This window comes from Streptomyces sp. CG4, from assembly GCF_041080655.1.
Classification (GTDB): domain Bacteria; phylum Actinomycetota; class Actinomycetes; order Streptomycetales; family Streptomycetaceae; genus Streptomyces.
The window spans coordinates 9,175,228-9,195,222 of record NZ_CP163525.1 but is presented as its reverse complement, the minus strand read 5'-3'; the positions used below and the strand labels follow the sequence as shown (position 1 = coordinate 9,195,222).

At 70.5% G+C, this 19,995-nt stretch carries 14 protein-coding genes and 3 pseudogenes; 10 read left to right on the top strand and 7 right to left on the bottom strand.

All coding sequences use genetic code 11. The annotated features are described in order from the left end of the window. Nucleotides 1-313 precede the first annotated feature (313 nt). Nucleotides 314-1,864, top strand: coding sequence for a hypothetical protein (locus AB5L52_RS42355; RefSeq protein WP_369368426.1), 1,551 nt, complete (start codon nt 314-316; stop codon nt 1,862-1,864). Nucleotides 1,865-1,899: 35 nt separating this feature from the next. Further along, complete coding sequence (locus AB5L52_RS42350; protein WP_369368425.1) at nt 1,900-3,864, top strand: phosphocholine-specific phospholipase C; 1,965 nt, start codon at nt 1,900-1,902, stop codon at nt 3,862-3,864. 80 nt (nt 3,865-3,944) lie between these two features. Here the strand turns inward: AB5L52_RS42350 and AB5L52_RS42345 are convergent. From AB5L52_RS42345 to AB5L52_RS42335, 3 genes and pseudogenes are all read right to left on the bottom strand, one after another. Continuing rightward, nucleotides 3,945-4,205, bottom strand: a pseudogene (locus AB5L52_RS42345) (GNAT family N-acetyltransferase); the annotation flags it as partial. A gap of 197 nt (nt 4,206-4,402) precedes the next feature. Then, nucleotides 4,403-5,212 (bottom strand): trans-aconitate 2-methyltransferase, encoded by an 810-nt coding sequence (locus tag AB5L52_RS42340; protein ID WP_369368424.1) that lies wholly within the window; start codon nt 5,210-5,212, stop codon nt 4,403-4,405. A 232-nt stretch (nt 5,213-5,444) separates the two neighbouring features. Next, nucleotides 5,445-5,849: pseudogene (locus AB5L52_RS42335) on the bottom strand (cytochrome P450); the annotation flags it as partial. A gap of 133 nt (nt 5,850-5,982) precedes the next feature. On the opposite strand from AB5L52_RS42335, the gene AB5L52_RS42330 reads away from it, so the two are divergent. Continuing rightward, on the top strand, nt 5,983-6,132 hold the full coding sequence (locus tag AB5L52_RS42330) for a hypothetical protein (protein ID WP_369368423.1): 150 nt from the start codon (nt 5,983-5,985) through the stop codon (nt 6,130-6,132). Here the strand turns inward: AB5L52_RS42330 and AB5L52_RS42325 are convergent. Beyond that, complete coding sequence (locus AB5L52_RS42325; RefSeq protein WP_369368422.1) at nt 6,116-6,652, bottom strand: GNAT family N-acetyltransferase; 537 nt, start codon at nt 6,650-6,652, stop codon at nt 6,116-6,118. The two genes, AB5L52_RS42330 and AB5L52_RS42325, sit on opposite strands and share 17 nt — an antisense overlap. Nucleotides 6,653-7,054: 402 nt before the next feature. Further along, entirely contained in the window at nt 7,055-8,077 is a 1,023-nt protein-coding gene (locus AB5L52_RS42320; RefSeq protein WP_369368421.1) for a DNA-directed RNA polymerase subunit alpha, read from the bottom strand. A 226-nt stretch (nt 8,078-8,303) separates the two neighbouring features. Here AB5L52_RS42320 and AB5L52_RS42315 point away from each other — a divergent pair, with 226 nt between their 5' ends. Next, nucleotides 8,304-8,525 (top strand): hypothetical protein, encoded by a 222-nt coding sequence (locus AB5L52_RS42315; protein WP_351023623.1) that lies wholly within the window; start codon nt 8,304-8,306, stop codon nt 8,523-8,525. Nucleotides 8,526-9,270: 745 nt separating this feature from the next. Here AB5L52_RS42315 and AB5L52_RS42310 read toward each other — a convergent pair. Next, a complete protein-coding gene (locus AB5L52_RS42310; RefSeq protein WP_369368420.1) occupies nt 9,271-10,017 on the bottom strand; it encodes a phosphotransferase family protein in 747 nt (248 codons plus the stop codon). 49 nt (nt 10,018-10,066) lie between these two features. On the opposite strand from AB5L52_RS42310, the pseudogene AB5L52_RS42305 reads away from it, so the two are divergent. From AB5L52_RS42305 to AB5L52_RS42290, 4 genes and pseudogenes are all read left to right on the top strand, one after another. Then, nucleotides 10,067-10,240, top strand: a pseudogene (locus AB5L52_RS42305) (IS701 family transposase); the annotation flags it as partial. A 96-nt stretch (nt 10,241-10,336) separates the two neighbouring features. After that, complete coding sequence (locus AB5L52_RS42300) at nt 10,337-10,624, top strand: hypothetical protein (protein ID WP_351578176.1); 288 nt, start codon at nt 10,337-10,339, stop codon at nt 10,622-10,624. Nucleotides 10,625-10,642: 18 nt separating this feature from the next. Beyond that, nucleotides 10,643-10,801, top strand: coding sequence for a hypothetical protein (locus AB5L52_RS42295; protein ID WP_369368419.1), 159 nt, complete (start codon nt 10,643-10,645; stop codon nt 10,799-10,801). A 553-nt stretch (nt 10,802-11,354) separates the two neighbouring features. Next, nucleotides 11,355-13,742 (top strand): SpoIIE family protein phosphatase, encoded by a 2,388-nt coding sequence (locus tag AB5L52_RS42290; RefSeq protein ID WP_369368418.1) that lies wholly within the window; start codon nt 11,355-11,357, stop codon nt 13,740-13,742. A 37-nt stretch (nt 13,743-13,779) separates the two neighbouring features. Here the strand turns inward: AB5L52_RS42290 and AB5L52_RS42285 are convergent, their stop codons facing one another. Then, nucleotides 13,780-15,849 carry a SpoIIE family protein phosphatase gene (locus tag AB5L52_RS42285; protein WP_369368417.1) on the bottom strand — a complete coding sequence of 690 codons (2,070 nt, stop codon included), beginning with the start codon at nt 15,847-15,849 and terminating at the stop codon, nt 13,780-13,782. A gap of 175 nt (nt 15,850-16,024) precedes the next feature. Here AB5L52_RS42285 and AB5L52_RS42280 point away from each other — a divergent pair, with 175 nt between their 5' ends. Both AB5L52_RS42280 and AB5L52_RS42275 read left to right on the top strand, forming a co-directional pair. Next, complete coding sequence (locus tag AB5L52_RS42280) at nt 16,025-16,993, top strand: cyclase family protein (RefSeq protein WP_369368416.1); 969 nt, start codon at nt 16,025-16,027, stop codon at nt 16,991-16,993. A 124-nt stretch (nt 16,994-17,117) separates the two neighbouring features. Next, nucleotides 17,118-19,937 (top strand): SpoIIE family protein phosphatase, encoded by a 2,820-nt coding sequence (locus AB5L52_RS42275; RefSeq protein ID WP_369368415.1) that lies wholly within the window; start codon nt 17,118-17,120, stop codon nt 19,935-19,937. The last annotated feature ends 58 nt before the right edge of the window (nt 19,938-19,995 follow it).

Below are 19,995 nucleotides of genomic sequence, written 5' to 3'. Positions count from 1 at the left end.
CGTCGATTGCGAGGTGCCCGCGCAGCCCTGGGGGCGCCATACGGAAGCATGTGATCCGGTCCGCTTCCGGGTGTGCGGCAAAGGGCCGGATCTGCCGAAATGTAGCTGGTCACTTGGTATTTCGGGGTCGGATCGCCGTCGCTCGGCATGCTCGGGACACTCTCAGATTTCCGCATCCGCACCAGGCGATGGCAACCCGGCGTTCACGGGGACGTCGCCGGGGGACGGCTTGCTGGGGAGTCGAGTTATCTAGACAACTTTGCTCATCCGGGCGCCGTCACGGCGGTGCCCGGAGCGGAGAGGACCCAACCCCGTGTCATCCCTCTCACAAGCCGCCGCATCCGGAAGCAGCCTCGGCACCGACTCCCCGACACAGTCCCAGCACGGCGACAAGCTGACCTTCGCCCGGGCGGCGGACGCGCCCACCGGCGACTCGATCGCGCTGACGACGCCCTCCCCGCACGAGGGCGACAAGGTCTCCTTCCACTGGACGACGGACGCGCCCGACGCGAAGAACTGGATCGGTGTCTACGACGGCGACCGGCAGCCGGGGCACGGCTCCTCCCTCGCCTGGCAGTACACCCCCGGTGCCTCCGGCGACCTCACCATCGACACCTCGGGCCTGAGCGGCGGGCCGTACACCGCCTACCTGTTGGCCAAGGACGGCTACGGCATCCTCGCCAAGACAGCCCCGTTCAGCTTCCTGATCCGCCCCGTGATCACGCGTCCGCACGCGGTGGTGGACGCCGTCACCACCGAGCCGCAGACGGCGGGCACCGACTTCTCCGTGAAGCTGGGCGGGCTGTGGATCCGGCCCCAGGGCAATGCCGCGGGCGGCGCGGCCTTCCAGCGCGTCGCGGGCGACCCGTGGCTGTCGGTCGCCGCGGACGGCACGGTCAGCGGCAAGGCCCCGGTCCTCGCGCCCCGCACGCCCGGCCGGATCGTGGTCGCCGTCACCGACAGCGCCGTCGGCACCGACACCGTCACCGTCCAGGTGCCCGTACGCGCCTCCCGGGACCGGCTGCGGCTGAAGGTCGCCACGCTGAACCTCTGGGACGCGGGCGCGCACATCGACGGTTTCCTGGAGAAGCAGCTGCGGCTGGTGCTGACGCAGGGGCTGGACGTCGTAGCGCTGCAGGAATGCGGTGACAGCGGCGCCGAAAAGCTCGCCGGAGCGCTCGGCTGGCAGGTGTACCAGGTCGGCGGGCTGGGCATCGTCAGCCGCTATCCGCTCGGCGACGTCGTCGCCCCGACCGCGGCACTGCCGGCCGCCGCGGCGACGCTGCGCCTGCCCGGCGACCGCACGGTGCGGCTGTGGACGGCCCAGCTGGACGAGGCCGACTACGGGCCGTACGCGCTGTCGGCGGGCCGGACGCCCGCGCAGGTCGAGGCCTCGGAGCGGGGGACGGCACGCTACCGGCAGGTGCAGGCGCTGGTGACCGCGCTGCGGCCGGAGCTGGCCTCCCGCACACCGCTGGTGCTGGCGGCCGGGCTCGCCTCGCCCTCGCACCACGACTGGACGAGCCGGACGGCGTCCGCGCACAGCGGAGTGGGCCGGGTCCGCTGGCCCGTCACGGAGGCCCTGGAGAAGGCCGGCCTCGTCGACGCCTTCCGCGAGGACCACCCCAACCCGGTGAAGGCACCCGGCATCACCTGGTCCCCCGTCCGGCCGCAGCACGAGGGCGGGGGCGCGGAACCGCAGGACCGGATCGACCAGATCCAGTTCGCGGGGCGGCTCAAGGTCCTTGAGGCACACACCCTGTTCACCGGCTGGCCCCGCCCGGTGCCGAACACGAACGGCAACGGCTGGCCCTCCGACCACGCGGCCGCCGTCGTCACCTTCTCCCTGCCCGCCCGCGGCTGACCCCCGAACCGAAGGACCACTCTCCCGTGACTCCCATGCCCGAGATCAGCCGCCGCTCCTTCATCGGCACCGCCGCGGCCGGAGCCGCCCTCGCCGCCGGCCTCCCCGGCTCGGCCGAGGCCGCCGACGTCCGGCACGGCGGCATCGCCGATGTCAAGCACGTCGTCATCCTGATGCAGGAGAACCGCAGCTTCGACCACTACTTCGGCACCCTGAGCGGTGTACGCGGCTTCGGCGACCGTCAGGCCACCGTGCTGTCGAGCGGCGACCCGGTGTTCCGCCAGCCCGACAGAGGCCGCAAGGACGGCTACCTTCTGCCCTTCCGCATGGACACCACGAAGTACAACGCGCAGAACGCGGCCGGGCTCCCGCACGACTGGGACACCGGCCACACGGCTGTCAACGGCGGCGCCATGGACAAGTGGGTCGCGGCCAAGGGCGAGCGCACGATGGGCTACTTCACCCGCGAGGACATCCCCTACCAGTACGCCCTGGCGGATGCGTTCACCCTGTGCGACGGCTACTTCTGCTCGCTGAACGGCCCCACCGACCCCAACCGCCTCTACCTGTGGACCGGCACCGCGGGCCCGGGTGTCGACGGCACCACCGGCCCGTGGACCGACAACACGCCGGTCACGAACAACCCAGTGGCCGACTGGACGACGTACGCCGAGCGCCTGGAGAAGGCGGGCGTCACCTGGCGCGTCTATCACAACCCGGACGGCTCCGACGACCGGTACGGCGACTACGACGACAACGCGCTGTCGTACTTCAAGCAGTTCCACGAGTTCCCCAAGGACGACCCGCGTTACGTCAACGCCATGACGAAGTGGGACCTCACGGCCTTCGACCAGCACTGCAAGGACGGCACGCTGCCCACCGTCTCCTGGTTGGTCGCGCCGTACCTGTTCTGCGAACACCCCAACGCCAGCCCCGACTACGGCGCCCACTGGGTGGACACCGCGCTGCGGTCGCTGTTCTCCAACCCCGAGGTGTGGAAGCACACGGTCTTCCTGCTCATGTACGACGAGAACGACGGCTACTTCGACCATGTCATCCCGCCGTTCCCGGAACCGGGGACCAAGGACGAGTTCGCGAACGGCAAGCCCATAGGCCTCGGCAGCCGGGTGCCGCTGTGGGTCGTCTCGCCCTGGTCGCGCGGGGGCTGGGTCAACTCCCAGGTGTTCGACCACACTTCGGTGCTGCGCTTCCTGGAGCGCGTCACCGGTGTGCGCGAGCCCAACATCTCCGACTGGCGGCGCACCGTCTGCGGGGACCTCACCAGCTGCTTCGATTTCACCAGGCCCGACTACGGCATCCCCCAACTGCCCGACACGGTCGCCCTGATGGCCAAGGCGGACGCCGGCGCCTCCCTGCCGGCGGTCAGGGTCCCTGACCAGCAGTCCATGCCGGCGCAAGAGGAGGGCCGCCGCCCGCACCGGGCACTGCCGTACCGCCCCTGGGCCGATGTGACGGTCGACCGGGCCACCGGCAAGGTCACCTGCACCCTCACCAACGACGGCAGTGTCGGCTACCACTTCACCGTGCTGCCGAACCTCGCCCTGCCCTTCACCGGCACCCCGTTCACGGTCCCTGCGCACGCGTCCCGCGCCTACGTCTGGGACGGCGCCGACACCGACGGCCGCTACGACTTCTCCGTGTACGGCGCCGACGGGTTCGTCCGCCGTTTCTCCGGCACGGTCGTCCGCGAGGGCCAGGACGATGTGGCGGTGCCCACGGTCACGGCGGCACTGCGGCAGTCCCGGCGGCCCGAGGCCGCGTCGATCGAGCTGGAGCTGCGCAACTCCGGCGGCTCCGAGGTCGCCTTCACGCTCACGCCGAACGACTTCGCGGGCAAGGAGCGGACCGTATGGGTCGGTGCCGGCGACCGCACGCGGCTGACGTGGCGCACCGACGAGGGGCGCTACGACTTCACGGTCACCGCGGGAACGGGCACCCGCTTCGCCCAGCGGTACGCGGGCACCGTGCACACGGGCTGATCCGACGCCGGGTGGGACCGCGCGCGTGTCGCACGGTCCCACTCCACCCCGTGCGCCCGTACCCCGCTGTGTGCGGGCGATCAGCCCAGTTCGGCGTCCAGCCATTGCAGGACGTCGGGGGTCACCTCGTCGGTGATGTCGCCGAACCCCTCATGCTTCTTCAGGAACTTGGCCACGTACGGGCAGACGGGCACGATCCGCTTCCCGGACGCCCGTACGTCGGTGAGCGCCTCCTCGACCAGCCGGGAGGCCAGGCCCTGTCCGGCGAAGGCGTCGTCGATCTCGGTGTGGTAGAACACGTGCTGCTCGCCGCGGTCGCGGTAGACGGTCAGCCCGGCGCGACTGCAGTACGTACGCTCCCAGAGCGGCGTTGGCGGGGCTCCTCATGGCCGGGCGCCGCCGGCCAGGGATCACTCGGTGCCGCTCTCGTACACCATGTAGGGACGGAACAGGCCGCTGCGGGCGAGCCGGGCCATCAGCGGCAGCGGCTCCTCGGCCGAGGGCAGGCGTGCTTCGAGCTAGGGGCCGGATTGGCTCATCAGGGCGCCTCCTGCGTCTCGGCGGGACGCCGGCCCCGCACGCTGACCATCGGATAGGAGTTCACGACGAAGGCGGGATCCGTCAACAGGGCGCGGAACCGGGCCAGTTCCTCATCGGTGATGCCTGCCGCGGCCAGGGCGTCCGCGATCTGGTCGGTGTTGTGGCGGTGCAGCGCGATGCCGGCGCCGCCGCCCGCCCACGCCTCGGCGTACGTGGTCGCGGTGAGGTCGGTCAGCCCGGCCTGCCGCATCGCGCCGAACACACGGCGGCCCCACAGCGGATCGCCACCCGCCTGCTCCACCAGCCCCAGCAGGGTCGCGTGCACGTGCTCGAAAACTCTCGCGGTCTCCTCGTCGGGTGCGGCCAGTACGGGCGTCCAGCCGCAGTCGAACTCCTCCAGGACCAGCCAGCCGCCCGGCCGCAGCGCCGACACCAGCCGCCGTAGCACGCTCAGCCGCTCGGGCAGGTGCAACAGCACCAGCCGCGCGTGTACAAGGTCGTAGTCGCGGCCGGGCAGCGGATCACGCACGATGTCGTGCTGCAGCAGGCGCACCTGAGCCGGATGGGACCGCGAGGCCGCCCAGCGGGGCTCCAGATCGGTGACCGTGACCTCGCCGTCCGGGCCCACCTGCGCACCGAGCCAATCCCCGAGCGAACCGCCGCCACCGCCGACCTCCAGGCATCTCCAGCCCGAGGTGACTCCGGTGAGCGCCAACTGGTAGGTGGAGACAGGGTCGTAGCACTCCTCCAGGACGGAGAAGCGGCCCGCCGTCTCGGGGGCAACGTTGTCGAAGAGGTAGTCGGGCACGTTCGCCTCTCAAGGGGACGCGGTGGGCGGGCAGACGGATGCGCGGCGCTGTGGTGCCGGTGGCCATGTGTGCGGAGACATCAGCGTAGACCGAGTTCAGGTCGCGAGTTCGCGTCTGAGGATGAAGGGGATGAAGGAGATGAAGGCGCTGTGGTGCGGGTGTGTGCCGCGCTCGGGGCGGGCGGTCGGGGTCGCAGGAGGCGGAGTCGGGACAGAGTCGGGGATCGTGGTCGAAGGCGGTCGGGCTGAAGAGCACGTCAGTATCCGTGGGGAAGCGGATGCCGCCGAGGTGCGCCTCTTCCCGGCTGCGGCGTATCAACAGCCAGGTCAGCGTGTGCAAACGGGTGCATTCGAGGATGACGCGCCGTACGTACTCCAGCCGGGGGATGTCCTCGTAGGCGCACCGACGTCCGCCCAGCACGGAGCGGGCCTCGTCGCGGAAGCGGCGTTGCACCGCGGGCCGCCGGCTCAGCTCGTGGAAGAGCCAGTAGCGACGGTTGGCCGTGATGAGCACGCGCTCCAGCCGGGTCGTCGGATACAGCGCGCGCAGGATGAAGCCGCGCAGGACGGCCGGGGTGGCGCGGCGAATCTCGGCGACGTCCTCGTCCACGAGCCTCGTGGAGAAGAGGATCACCATGACGACGTCCAGGGCGGCCGGTGCATCTCCTCGTTGAACTCCAGCTGTTGACCCGGCCGCCAGGGGGGCGTCCGGGCCTCGGCCTGGGCGCGGTCGGTGACGTCGCTCTGGGCTTTTCGACCAGCGCTGCTGGGTGCAGGAAACGGCCAACATCGTCGACAGCCTGCCGAAGTCCGCGCAGTCGGCGGCCAAGCGGGCGACCGCCGACATCTACAACACCGAAGACCGATCGGTGGCCTGGCGGATCCGCGCTGTGGAGCAGGAGCTCAACCGGACGGCGTAACCGAGGACCACATGCCGAACCACTGCTCGGCGCCGTAGGCCTCAAACCGCTCTACCTCGATGAACCCCAGCTTCGCCGCTAGGCGCATCGAGCGGACGTTGGCGGTCTGCGTGGCGAGCACCACTGGTTCGCCGGGAAGCGCGCCGGCGAACCAGTCGAGTGCCGCTGCGCACGACTCGGCGGCGTACCCGTATCCCCACGCCTCCGGCAGGAACAGGTAGCCGAGCTCTGCCTTCCCGGCAGCCTGACGAATGTGCCCCGTTTCTCTGGTGAGTGTGATCTGGCCGATCATCGCTCCGTCGAGGTCGACTGTGAAAAGGCCGGGGCGCCGGCTGGGTGCCCCGGGCATCGCGCGCTCGAGCTCGTCACGGGGTCGGGGGCCACCGAGGTAGGTGTTCACCTCTGGCAAGGCATGCAACTCGATGACCGCCGCCCGGTCCCGGGCCTCGGGCTCACGGAGCACGAGCCGCTCGGTCCTGATCGGGGCAGGTGGCCAGGAGACGGGTCCGAGCTCACTCATGCCGGCCAACCTACCCAGCAGGCTCGGCAGTGATCAAGGTTCGCAGGCCTGTCAACCCACCGGCCGGGCCCGCCCCACCCTCACCAGCGGGGCCGGGCCCTACACGCCACTCCGGTCAGGGACGCGGCCGGAAGGATCCGCGCCACCCGCGCCACCTGAGACGGATGGACGACTGTGCCGCATGGCGCTGACCAGGTAAGACAGCGCCACGCGGCAGCGTCGAGCAATCGTGCCGGGGGCAACAAGGTGGAGATGGCGGCCGCCTTCGCCACCTTGATCAGGCTCGGAGGGCTTGGGCGTCCGCATCTCCGCAAGTGGGCCCTCGGGGAGCCGGGTGCGGTCGGCCGGTGCTCATCGCCGGCCGCTCTGCCTCCCTGGCTCCCCCGCGACCCGGCGCAGCGTTCAGTACTGCTCGGTCCCCCCGAACCCGGTGCCCGCGTCGTCGTCGGCACCGAAGGCGTCCACGGCGGCCGTCGGGTCGAATCCGGGCGGGCTGTCCTTCAGGGCCAGGCCCATGCCGGCCAGCTTCGCCTTGACCTCGTCGATGGACTTCGCACCGAAGTTGCGGATGTCCAGCAGGTCGGCCTCGGAGCGCGCCATGAGCTCACCCACCGAGTGCACACCCTCGCGCTTGAGGCAGTTGTACGACCGAACGGTGAGCTCCAGCTCCTCGATCGGCAGCGCCAGGTCGGCGGCAAGGGCGGCGTCCGTCGGGGACGGGCCCATGTCGATGCCCTCGGCGTCGATGTTCAGCTCGCGGGCGAGACCGAACAGCTCGACCAGCGTCTTACCGGCGGAGGCCATGGCGTCACGCGGACGCATCGCCTGCTTGGTCTCGACGTCGACGATCAGCTTGTCGAAGTCGGTGCGCTGCTCGACACGCGTGGCCTCGACCTTGTACGTGACCTTCAGAACCGGCGAGTAGATCGAGTCGACCGGGATACGGCCGATCTCCTGGCCCACCTGCTTGTTCTGCACGGCGGAGACGTAGCCGCGACCGCGCTCGACGGTCAGCTCCATCTCCAGCTTGCCCTTGCCGTTGAGCGTGGCGAGGACCAGGTCGGGGTTGTGCACCTCGACACCGGCCGGCGGCGCGATGTCGGCGGCGGTGACCAGACCCGGGCCCTGCTTGCGCAGGTACATCACGACCGGCTCGTCGTGCTCCGAGGAGACGACCAGCTGCTTGATGTTGAGGATCAGGTCGGTGACGTCCTCCTTGACGCCCGGCACGGTGGTGAACTCGTGCAGGACACCGTCGACGCGGATGCTGGTGACAGCAGCGCCGGGGATCGACGACAGGAGCGTACGGCGCAGGGAGTTGCCGAGGGTGTAACCGAAGCCCGGCTCCAGCGGCTCGATCACGAACCGGGAGCGGAACTCGTCGACGACCTCTTCGGTCAGTGACGGACGCTGAGCAATCAGCACGGGGTATTGCCTCCAATGTCTGGCGCCCGTTATGTGACGCCGTAGACACGAAGGGTACGGGCGTTTCGGCCTCCGATGAGTCCGAACCGCCCGACCCCGCCCGGCTGCCCGCCGGTCGGCAGGCTCAGCTCGTGCGGGAGTCGTGCAGGAGTGGAGTCCAGCAATCAGCTGTTCCTGCCCCTGAGCGGCAGCCACCAGCACCGTTCGTAGGTGCATACTAGGGGCGATGACAAAGCCTGCTGCACCGAAGCGTCATTTGCCTACCAGCCCTTTCAAGGCCCCGGCCCCGCCGGCTCCCAAGCACTTCGCCGTGGGCGACCAGGTCACACACGACGTGTACGGCCTCGGCCGGGTAATCGGCATCGAGGATGGAATCGCTGCGCTCGTGGACTTCGGCTCGGCACAGATGCGGATCCTGAGCCCGTACGCCAAGATGACCAAGCTGTAGGACCGCTGTGCCCGGTCACGGCACACCAGGCCCGTTCAGGGTTCTGTAACGAAAGAGAGACCTCTCATCGATCCGACGTCGCTGTTCTCCGCCGTGGAAGGGCAGCCCCGTTGCTCCACCGCGGCATCGCCGCCTCCGACGACAAACCCCTTCCAGGCCCCGGACTTCGGGGAAGACGAGACCTTCCCGCTCGACGATGCGCCTTAGCCCGGCCTTAGCCCGCCTTGGGCATCCCCTGCACACAGCCCAGCACCCCACCAACACAGTTGGAAAGCGTGTTGGGGGCAACCCCTCACGCCTTCGCATCTCGTTTCCTCCGCCTCAGCCCATCAGGGCAGACGAAGGTCCCGACCGCTCGGCGGTCGGGACCTTCGTCGTTCCGTGGTTGCAGTTCCCTGGCTGCGCGCCCAGTCACCACGCCGGAGCGGCAAACGGTGGACCAAGATCGTTTCCTTCAGGTGAATACGCACGCCCGGGGCGGTCCGTCCCGTGTGCCGGCGCGGGTGTGGCGTTAGTCAGCTGCGGGCCGCAGACCCCGCGCTGGTGCACTGGTGCCGCCGCCTGCGCACCCGTTGGGAGATCCGCGACGACATCCACCCCGCGTTCGTCACCCTCGGCTGCGCCGTCATCTGCCGGCGCCGCCTACGCACCGCACTTTGCCGGGAGTAAGAGCAGGCAACGCGCCCCAGGAGATGGCCTGCTCGCTGTGTCAGAACGCACTCATGGCAGTCGGGCCCGCGCAGCCTCACATCCGGGATCTCAGTACGTCGACTTCACAGCCGGGCGCGAACGGGTCGAAGCCGTGCTCGATCAGCCAGCGAACTGCCAGCAGGCTCCGCAACGACCACCACGCGCGGATTACGTCGAGGTCGACGTCGGTGCCATAGCCAGCGATGACGTCGTCGATGTGCTCCTCGTGTCCGAGCGTGAAGGTGGCGAGGTCGTACAGGGCATCACCCTGGCCCGCCTCGGACCAGTCGATGATGCCGGTGACCTCGCCGCCGTCGACGAACACGTGCGCGATCTGCAGGTCGCCGTGCGTGAACACGGCAGTCCACGGCCGGAGCGCGGCCTCGGCGACCTGGCGGTTGCGGGTGACCAGGTCGGCGGGCAGGACGCCGTTCGTCACGAGCCACTCGCACGCGCCGTCGAGATCCGCCGCCAACTCGTCGAGGCCCCGGCCGCCTCGGCCGGGCCAGGGCGGCAACGGCGCGTCGTGCAACTTCCGGATGGCGGCACCCGCCGCGGCCCACGCCGCCGGCGACGCGGTCGACGGCTCGCCGAGGCGGCCGAGCGCCGTCCCCGGGACCGCGGCGATCGCCAGCACGGGCGGCTTGCGCCACAGGACTTTCGGAGTCGGGACCGGCGCCAGGGCCATCGCCTCGATCTCGACCTCGATGCGCGCCTGATCGGCGTCCACCTTCAGGAACACGTCACCGACGCGCAGCGTCGCACGCTCGGAATGGGCGACCACGACTTTGACCTCGTCCATGGGCGACCAGTATCCCGGGGATGATCGTCGACGTCGCCGGGTTCATCGCGTGGGTGGGGACCTTGCCGATGTCAGGTCGTGGACCGGCGAACTGAGTGCCTTGCAAGAGCGGTTCGTACACCGGTTCAACAGGGCGGAGCCGAGGGAGTCGGCGCTGACCTGTATGCGCGGGCTGATCGCTCCGCTGGAGCGGAAGAGCGGCTGGACGTCGGCCGAACAGGCGTCATCTCGGCGCGGACGTAGCAGAGGAATGGAGGAGCTGAATGTACGAGCGCAGAGTCCAGGAGCAGCCCTCCAAACCCCTCCGCCTGTCGGAACCATGGGAGCCACCAGGCCCCCGACCGACGTCGGCATTGACGACTTCATCTTCCTGCCCACCGGCCATCCGCCGACCGACCGGGGCGGTCTCACCCGGTCCGACCCGCACGGCCTGCCGGTCGTGCCGTGGCCGAGGGAGGCGGGCCCGGTGCTGTACGAGGAGCTGCTCGCCAACGTCCTGCCGGACGGGCCGCCGCACAACGTCGCCGAGGAGCCGGACGTCAAGCAGGTCGTCGCGTCGGTCGCCGAGGGGCCGGACTTCGAACAGGTCGTCGCGTCGGTCGCCTAGGGGACCGGAGTCTCGGTGATGGGTCTCGGCCGCACCCGCAAACTCTGCCCACTTGCGGTCGACATCCGCCGCTTCATCGACTACCCGCCCCGCTGCGCCATCTCCTTCGCCCGGCGCATGGACGACCCGAGCCCCGTACTGACCCGGTTCGCGGCGCACGTGACGCGGCCGGAGTGACCTTCACCCCCCTCGGCCAGCCTTGACCTTCGAACTCCCGAACGCCAACGGACCATGCTCATCGCGGCCGATGTCGAGCCGTTCGCTGGTGTTACGACTCTCGGACGAGCAGCCGTTTCCTGAACGGGGCCGCCACCAGGTCAGGAGCGTGGATGTTGCGATCCTCGGCCGCCCTTGAGGGCAACCGCGACCGGCCGGGCATACGAGCCCGGGTACCGGCCGGGAGCGGTCCGGCTGATCCACCGAGGACGGCGACGGCGCACCCACCGCTGCCCCGCGCCACCGAGCGACGATACTCCCCGGTGCCATCGAGTCGGCATGATTCAAGGTGCGCCCCACGGGCCACGGGTGCCGGGGAATGGCCGGGCCCCCAGCCTCCCTCACAGGTCAAACGCGATCGGGCGCATCCTACGTGCCGGCCACGTCCGTCGAGGCCCAGAAGGGCACCGGGCCGGGCGCGCAGCCCCGCCGAGCCGCAGGCCCCGCTCGGACGTGCGGTTGTCGTCCGTCGTGTGGCACGGGATGCTGAGGGGGCACGAAGGGAAGCGGTGCCATGGATCGTTTTCCGAATGCGGCCAACGTCGATTTCCATAGTCCTCTGGACCTCTCCAAGGCCGCCGCCGCAGTACTGGACGCCGAAGGCCGCATTTCCGGGTGGGGATCCTCGGCCCAGCGCCTTCTGGGACATTCACCCGAGGACGTGCTCGGCCGGCCGGCCGCCCGGCTGCTGGCTGCGGCCCCCGAGCAGCGGCTGTCCGCCCTCTGCAAGGCGCTCAAGCCCCGCGGTACGGTCTTGGACCTCTGCTGCCGGGACGGACGTACCCTGCGCGCGGCCGTGACGTTCAGTCCGCTCTCGCACCGCGGCGTCGCGGCGACCGTCGTGGTCGCGGCCGACCTGGAGGCGCAGCGCGGCTGGGAGGCACAGCTGGCGATGCTGCAGGGGCTGGCGACCGAGTCTCCCGTGGGCCTGACGATCTTCGACACCGACATGCGCGTCGTCTGGGGGAACGTCTCCACCGATCTGGAGCTCGCGGGGATCGCCCAGTACATCGGCCGACCGGCCGCGGATCTCTTTCCCGAAGGCGAATTCATCTCCCGCCACCACCCTCCGGACGAAGACCAGATCATGGAGCACGTGCTGACGACGGGGGAACCGATCATGGGCATGCACTATCGCGGGCGCGCCCCCGCCGATCCGGTGCGCGAGCACGTCTGGTCCTGCTCGTACCACCGGCTGGTGGACGCCCGGGGCGAACCGCTGGGGCTGTTCGAGGAGTCCCTGGACATCACCGACCGCTACCGCGCCCAGGAACGACTGTCGCTGCTCGTGCGGGCAGGAAAGCGCATCGGTGCCTCGCTGGACGTGCGTCGTACGGCCGCTGAGCTTGCCGATGTGGCGGTACCACAGCTGGCCGACGAGGTGCTGGTAGACCTGCCGTCGGCGGTCATCGAGGGACGGCAGCCACCGACGGGCTCGGCGCCGGGGCACAGTCTGCTGCGGATGCACGGTCGCACCCGGGAGGAGTTCCGGACCAGTCCCGTCTCCTACCCGCCCTCGTCACCGCAGGCTCTGAGTCTGGCCAGCGGCCGCCCCGTCGTCGACGCCGCCCCGGCCGAGGCACCGACCGCTGCGGGATCGGCCGCCGCGGGATCGGCTGCCCCGCACTCCTGCCTCTTCGTCCCGCTGCTCACCCGCGATGCGGTCCTGGGCCTTGTCACCTTCCGGCGCGTCAGCAACCCCGACCCCTTCGGGCCGGAGGAGCAGACGCTTGCCGTGGAACTGGCCGAGCGAGCCGCCGTCGGGATCGACAACGCCCGCCGTTACACCAGTCAGCATGCGGCAGCCCTGGTTCTGCAGCGAAGCCTGCTGCCACAGCGCCTGGCCGAGCAGAGCGCGGTCGACGTGGCGTACCGCTATCTGCCTGCCGACAGCCGCGTGGGCGTGGGCGGCGACTGGTTCGACCTGATCCCGCTGTCCGGTGCCCGAGTGGGCCTGACCGTCGGAGACGTGGTGGGCCACGGCATGCACGCTGCCGCGACCATGGGCCGGCTGCGCGGTACCGTACGGACCCTGGCCCTGCTGGACTTGGACCCGGCCGAACTGCTCACCCGGCTGGACGGCCTGGTCGCGCAGGACTCGGAGCCCCACGGCGATGACGGGCTGAGCGACGAGGCGCTCGGGGTGACGTGCCTGTACGCGATCTATGACCCGGTCAGCGGCCGGTGTGTCTGGGCGAGCGCGGGCCATCCGCCGCCGATCGTGGCCGATGCGAGCGGCGCGGTGGCCTTGTCCGCGCTGGCACCGGGACCGCCCCTGGGGCTGGGCGGCCTGCCCTACGAGAACGTCGAGCTGAACTTGTCCAGCGGCAGCGTGGTGGCCTTCTTCACGGATGGCGTCGTGGAGGACCGGCGCACCGACATCGACAGCGGAATCGACCGCCTTGCCCATGTGCTCACCTGGCACCGGTGCCCACTGGAGGAACTGTGCGACCGGGCGCTGTCGGTCCTGCCGCCCGGACCGCAGGCGGACGATGCCACGCTGCTGCTCGTCCGCACCCGGCGGCTCGACGCCGACCAGGTGGCTGACCTGGAGCTGCCGCCCGACCCGGCCATGGTGGCTCACGCCCGCACAGTCAGCGAGCGCCAACTGGAGACCTGGGGCCTGTCCGAACTGGCGTTCACCGCCGAACTCGTGGTCAGCGAGCTGGTCACCAACAGCATCCGGTACGCCACCGGGCCCGTCCTGCTGAGGCTGATCAGGGACCGCGGCCTGCTGTGCGAGGTTTCCGACAACGCGCACACCGCACCTCACCTGCGGCGAGCGCGCCGGGACGATGAGGGGGGCCGCGGCCTGTTCCTCGTGGCTCAGGTGTCCCAGCGCTGGGGCACGCGATACACCTCGTCCGGGAAGACCATCTGGGCCGAGCTGGCCATCCCTTAGCAGCTCTATGCGCCGAAGCAGAAGCTGATGTGACCGTTCAGGGCTGAGACCGGGCGATGAGCAGGGCGACGTCGTCCTCACCACCGGGCGGCCGGAGAATCTCCAGGACGCGGTCACAGGTCTCTTCCAGGTCATGTCCGCGTGTCGCCGCGAGGGCGTCGAGCAGGGTGTCGAGGCGGGCGTCGATGGGTTCGCTTCGCGTTTCGACCAGGCCATCGGTGTAGAGAACCAGCTCGTCGCCGGGTCGGAAGGCGATGGTGGCGGCCTCGAAGGGGACCCCGCCGACGCCCAGCGGTGCGCCGGTCGGGAGGTCGAGAAGCTGCGGCGCTTGGCCGACCCGCAGCAGGGCCGGGGGCAGGTGTCCGGCGAGGCATATCCGGCACTGGCTCCGGTGCGGGTCGTAGACGCAGTAGATGCAGGTGGTGATGGCCTGCTCGACTCCTTCGGTCAAGTGGCCGAGGTGATACATGGCCTCGGCCGGGGAGAGATCGAGTTCGGCGAAGGCGCGGGCAGCGCTGCGGAGTTGCCCCATGGTGGCCGCGGCGTTGATGCCGCTGCCCATGACGTCCCCGACGACCAGGGCGGTCTTGTCTGCCTGCAGAGGGATGGCGTCGTACCAGTCGCCGCCGATCTCGATCGTGGCGCCGGCGGGCTGGTAGCGGCAGGCGACCTCCAAGCCCGGCAGGTGCGAGGTGAGCTGGGGGAGCATGCTGCGCTGGAGGGTGAGGGCCGCACGGCGCTGGGCCTGGTATCCACGGGCATTGTCGATGCAGACCGCGGCTCGGGCGGCCAACTCCAGGGCGAGGACCACGTCGTCGTCATCGAAGGGAGCGGGGTTCCGGGTGCGAGCGAGGTCGAGGGCGCCGAGGACTTGGCCCCGGGCCATCAGCGGTACGGCCAGGTAGGAGTGCACGCCGGCCGTCGCCAGGAGGGAGGCGGCCTCGCCATGGCGGGCGATGCGCTCCAGATCCCGACGGGTGGTGTGGGGCACCAGTACCGGTTGGCGGGTGCGCACACACCGGGTGATGAGGCGGTCGCTGTCATAGGTGGCGAGTCCGCCGAGCGGGTCGGCCGCGCGGGCTGCCTCGGTGGAATGGGCCGCGCTCACGGCAAGGGCGCGGAAGCGAGCCGGTCCCTCGTCCGGCGCGGTCCGGCCGTCCAGGGCGCTGTCGAGTACGTCCACGGCGGCCACATCGGCCAGGACCGGTACGACGACGTCGGCGAGCTCGCGCGCCGTCGTCTCCAGATCGAGGGTGGAACCCACGCAGGCGGAGGCCTGTGCGATCAGTGCCAGCCGTTGCCGGGCCCGTGCCGCCTCGGCAGCGGCTCGGTGACGTTCGGTGACGTCGATGACCGAATAGGCCAGGCCCAGCACCCGCCCCCCGGAATCCTCCAGCCGGTAGTACGAGACGGACCAGGCATGCTCGTGCTCCGGGTCGCCGGGGGGACGGCAGACGATGTCCCGGTCCACGACCGACTCGCCCGTCTCCAGGACACGGCGCAGACGCGCCTCGGGGTCGGTGTCCAGGAAGGTCAGGATCTCGCCGACCGGTCGGCCAAGACGCTCGGCGGCGGACTGGCCGGTGATGCGTTCGAGGGCGGGATTCACGGCCACGTACCGCAGGTCCGAGTCCAGGATGGCGAGCCCGACCGGGGACTGGGACACCAGACGCACGGCCAGGGCGGCATCTCGCTCGACCCGCTCCACAGCGGCTTGATCCGCGGCAAGTCCGAGGGCGTAGACGTCACCGAGATCGTCCAGCAACCGCATGTTGCGGAACTCCACCAGGCGGGTACTGCCGTCCTTGTGCCGGATCGGGAACGCCCCGGCCCAATCGGTGCCGGATTCCATGACCTCGGTGAACAGCTGGGTCACCTCGTCGCGATGCTCCTCGTGGACCGTCAGCCGAGCTGCGGACTGACCCAGCGCCTCCGCGGCGGTGTAGCCGAACAGTTCCTCGGCCTTGGGACTCCAGAAGACCACCTGGCCGTCCGCGTTGAGCACCACCGCAGCGACACTGAGCAGATCAAGCAGGCCACTGGGCGGCGCGGCGAGATCGGCCACCGACCGGCCGGCGACTGCTCGGGAGGAGTCCGTCGTGCCCATGCCTCATTTTGCCTCCCGCTCGGCGCCTTTGGCTCGTGCCGGAGCGGGATGCTCGGCATCCGCACCGCGGCGGGACCCGAGTTCCCGGGCCGAGCGGCGCGGCCACTGTGCCAAGCTGGTGTTGATCACGAGCGCCACGCTCCTCTGCGTCGCGCCGGGAGGACGGTGAGTACAGATGACGTCGAAGTCCGCCGGTGCCCCCGATCCCGGATCAGCCGCTACCGGAAACGGGCCCGCCGTCTCCCGTCGGGAGTTCGACCTGCTCTTCGAGGCGGTCCGCACATGGGGGCGGTGGGACCCGGCCGACCGCGGTGCCTGGAACCGGGTGACCGCGGACCATGTGCGGCGGGCCACGGCCGCAGTGCGCTCCGGCACGGTCGTCCCGTTGGCGCTGCCCTGGAACACCCGCCCCGGGCCCGACAACCGCAAGCCCGCTGTGCACCACATGACCGATCTCGGTGACGTGGAGAGCCCAGAACCCTCGACCCACAAGGACTTCATCGCCGCCGACTACCACGGCAAGGGCATCACCCATCTCGACGCCCTGTGCCATATCGCCTACCGGGGGCAGCTCTACGGAGGCCGGGCGGCCGGCGACGTCGTCGACACCGCGGGCGCCCGCTTCGGAGCGGTGTCGGCGCTCGGGCCCCTCGTCACCAGGGGTGTGCTCCTCGACCTTCCCGCTGTCCTAGGGATCGGCTGGCTGGAGCCGGGACAAGCGGTGCACGCACCGGACATCACCGCCGCGGAGCAGGCGCTCGATGTGACGATCGGCGAGGGCGACGCGGTGCTGCTGCGGTCCGGGCAGGTCCGCCGCCGCATGGCGCTCGGGGCCTGGGACCCGGACATGGCGAGCGCGGGCTTCCACGTGGACGCACTGCCGCTGCTCGCCGAGCGTGGCATCGCGCTGCTGGGCGGCGACGGCGACAGTGATGTACGGCCCTCGCCCGTGGAGGGCGTGCACTCGCCGGTTCACGCCCTGGCCGTGGCCGCGATGGGGGTCCCGCTGCTGGACAACCTCGATCTGGAGGCCCTCTCCGCCGCCACCGCGGAGGCCGGGCGATATGAGTTCCTGCTGGTCGTGGCGCCACTGAACGTCCCAGGCGGGACGGGCTCACCCGTCACTCCGGTGGCGGTCCTGTGACGACCGGCCCGACGAGTCATGCACATGAAGAACTGCCATATTGTGACCAACGCCCACAATGTTTCGTATTCTCATATATGCCAGACAATTTCCGAAAAACGGACTACCGCAGGTGAGGCGAAGCGTGGTTCGGTTCGGCGGAGCACCGGCATCCACGGGACGTGCGACAGACGGCACCGGGCCCGTACGTTCGCGTGAGCGATTTCTGGAGGGTGGGCCGGTCGAAGCGGGCGTGCGCGCGCCCATCTCGGATTCCTGGCAGCGCTGCCGGTCCCTCGGGCTCTCGCCGGACCAGTCCGACCTCCCCTTCCTCGACGATTTCGATACGGACGCACGGATCATCCGCGCGGCCGTGCCGGTGCTCGACCGGCTGCAGTACAGCTTCGCCGGCAGTCAGATGAACATCTGCGTCGCCGACGCGCGTGGCACGGTCCTCCTGCGTCGTTTCGGCGAGCCGTCCCTGGCGAGAAGCCTCCCGGCGATCCAGCGCGTGCCGGGGTTCGTGTTCGCCGAGCAGGTCGCCGGCACGAACGGCGTCGGCCTCGCGTTGGCGGAGCGGCAGCTCATCCGGGTCTACGGTGCCGAGCACTTCGCCGAGCGCTCCCAGGGAAGCGCCTGCCGCGCGCTCCCGGTCCGCGACCCGCTCAGCGGCCGTATCGAGGGCGTCCTGTGCTTCGGCTATCCGCGCAGCTTCGACCATCCCGCGCTGGCCACCGTGATACGCAAGGCGGCGCGAGCCATCGAACGGCGGCTGCTGAGCCAGAGTTCCGCGCGCGAGCGTGCCCTGCTGCGGGCCTACCTGGACACCGAGGCCGAAGCCGCCGTCGGCCGTCACCACACCGTCGGACTGGACGAACTGGCTCTCGGACAGCACCCTCATGACCGTGCGCTCCTCATGGAGAGGGCCACCGAGTTGATCTCCTGCGCCCAGCGGGCCGCTGTCCACGTCGCCCTCTCCGGCGGAGAGTGCATCACGCTGCTGAGCCGTCCGATGACGAGTGCCACCGGGGTACAGGGCCTGGCCATCGAGGCCGTCCTCCCCGGCCCCGCGCCACGAAATCCCCTCATCGCGCGGCAGATCGAGGAGTTGCCGGGCTCCCCCGCCGAGCCTGCCGCCTACCGTGACGTCCCGCCGTCCGGGTCCCTCGCCACCGGGGCGCTCGGCCAGGTCGCCGTGGGCGGCAAGGGTGTCACCGTCGTCGGAGCGGGAGACACGCACCCTGCCCCCGCGCCGCCGTCGCGAGCGCTGCTGCTCGTGGGGACGCCGGAGGTGGCACGGCACGCCCTCGCCGCACGACGCCGCCTGGAGCTGCTGTCCGAGGCCAGTACGCGCATCGGCACCACCCTGGACGTGCGCCGCACGGCCCAGGAACTGGCGGAGACGGCGGTGCCCCGGCTCGCCGACTACGTCACGATCGACCTGCCCGAGGCCGTACTGCGCGGAGAGGAGTCCAGCGACCCGCACGGCGACCTGTGTCGTACGGTCGTCCACGGCGTCCACGACGACTGCCCCTTCCACCCGGTCGGCAAGCAGGTCGACTACGGCCCGACCACGCCACAGCTGCGCTGTCTGACCAGCGGGGAAGCGGTGCTGGAACCGGACCTGAAGGTCGCCGCGGGCTGGCTCGCCCACGACCCCGAGCACACCCAGGAGCTGCTGGCCCACGTCAGCTCCCTCATCACGGTCCCTCTGGTGGCCCGCGGTGTCGTGCTCGGCGTCGCCGCCTTCTACCGCGGACAGGACACCGCACCCTTCGGCGACGACGACCGTTCGCTGGCCCAGGAACTCGCCACCCGCGCCGCCCTGTCCATCGACAACGCCCGGCGCTACACACGTGAACGCACCATGGTCCTGGCCCTGCAGCGCAGCCTGCTCCCCCAGGGGCTGCCCGACCAGGACGCCGTCGAGGTCGCCCACCGCTACCTGCCCGCCGAATCCGACGTGGGCGGGGACTGGTACGACGTCATCCCCCTCTCCGGCACCCGTATCGGCCTCATGGTCGGGGACGTCGTCGGCCACGGCATGCTCTCCGCCGCCACCATGGGCCGGCTGCGCACTGCCGCGCGCAGCTTCGCGGAACTCGACTTCGCCCCGGACGAAGTCCTCACCCACCTCGACAATCTGGTGGGACGCCTGGACCGCGAGGACCCAGCCGCCGACGAAGCGGACATCATCGGCGCGACCTGCCTGTATGCCATCTACGACCCGACCACCCAGCGGTGCACCATGGCCCGCGCCGGGCATCCTCCCCCCGCGCTGGTCCGCCCCGACGGCACGGTGTCCTTCCCCGAACTGCCCGCCGGGCCTCCCCTCGGCCTCGGGGGCCTGCCCTTCGAAGCCGTCGAGCTGGACCTCCCCGAGGGCAGCCAGCTGGTCCTCTACACCGACGGACTCATCGAGGACCGGTACCGCGACGTCGACGGGGTCCTCGACCAATTGCGCAAGGTGCTGGCCCACCCGGAACGCACGCCCGAGGAGACCTGCCAGGTGGTCCTGAACAGCGTGGCGCCCACCCACCCCGCCGACGACATCGCCCTGCTCGTCGCCCGCACCCACGCCCTGGACCCCGATCGGATCGCCTCCTGGGACCTGCGGCCCGACCCGGCCCTCGTCAGCGAAGTCCGCGCCCGCGCCATGCGACAGCTGGCCGACTGGGGACTCGACGAAGCCGCGTTCGCCGCGGAGCTGATGCTCAGCGAGCTGGTCACCAACGCCATCCGCCACGGCTCCGGACCCATCCGCGTACGGCTGCTCCACCACCGCACCCTGATCTGCGAGGTCTCCGACACCAGCAACACCGCCCCGCACCTACGCCGGGCGGCCAGCACCGACGAAGGCGGCAGGGGCCTGTTCCTCGTCGCTCAGCTGGCTCAGAGCTGGGGCACGCGCTATCTGCCGCAGGGCAAGGTCATCTGGGCCGAGTGCGGCCTCGACGCCGTCTGAGACCAGCGGCGCCACTGACCCGTTGGTGTCACAGACGGCACCACATATCCCAAACGCC

Bases quoted from the DNA above. Each gene is read 5' to 3' on its own strand.
- AB5L52_RS42290 (WP_369368418.1), top strand. From the start codon at position 11,355: ATGGATCGTTTTCCGAATGCGGCCAACGTCGATTTCCATAGTCCTCTG.
- AB5L52_RS42315 (WP_351023623.1), top strand. From the start codon at position 8,304: ATGACAAAGCCTGCTGCACCGAAGCGTCATTTGCCTACCAGCCCTTTC.
- AB5L52_RS42300 (WP_351578176.1), top strand. From the start codon at position 10,337: ATGGGAGCCACCAGGCCCCCGACCGACGTCGGCATTGACGACTTCATC.
- AB5L52_RS42285 (WP_369368417.1), bottom strand. From the start codon at position 15,849: ATGGGCACGACGGACTCCTCCCGAGCAGTCGCCGGCCGGTCGGTGGCC.
- AB5L52_RS42310 (WP_369368420.1), bottom strand. From the start codon at position 10,017: ATGGACGAGGTCAAAGTCGTGGTCGCCCATTCCGAGCGTGCGACGCTG.
- AB5L52_RS42350 (WP_369368425.1), top strand. From the start codon at position 1,900: ATGCCCGAGATCAGCCGCCGCTCCTTCATCGGCACCGCCGCGGCCGGA.
- AB5L52_RS42280 (WP_369368416.1), top strand. From the start codon at position 16,025: ATGACGTCGAAGTCCGCCGGTGCCCCCGATCCCGGATCAGCCGCTACC.
- AB5L52_RS42295 (WP_369368419.1), top strand. From the start codon at position 10,643: ATGGGTCTCGGCCGCACCCGCAAACTCTGCCCACTTGCGGTCGACATC.
- AB5L52_RS42325 (WP_369368422.1), bottom strand. From the start codon at position 6,652: ATGAGTGAGCTCGGACCCGTCTCCTGGCCACCTGCCCCGATCAGGACC.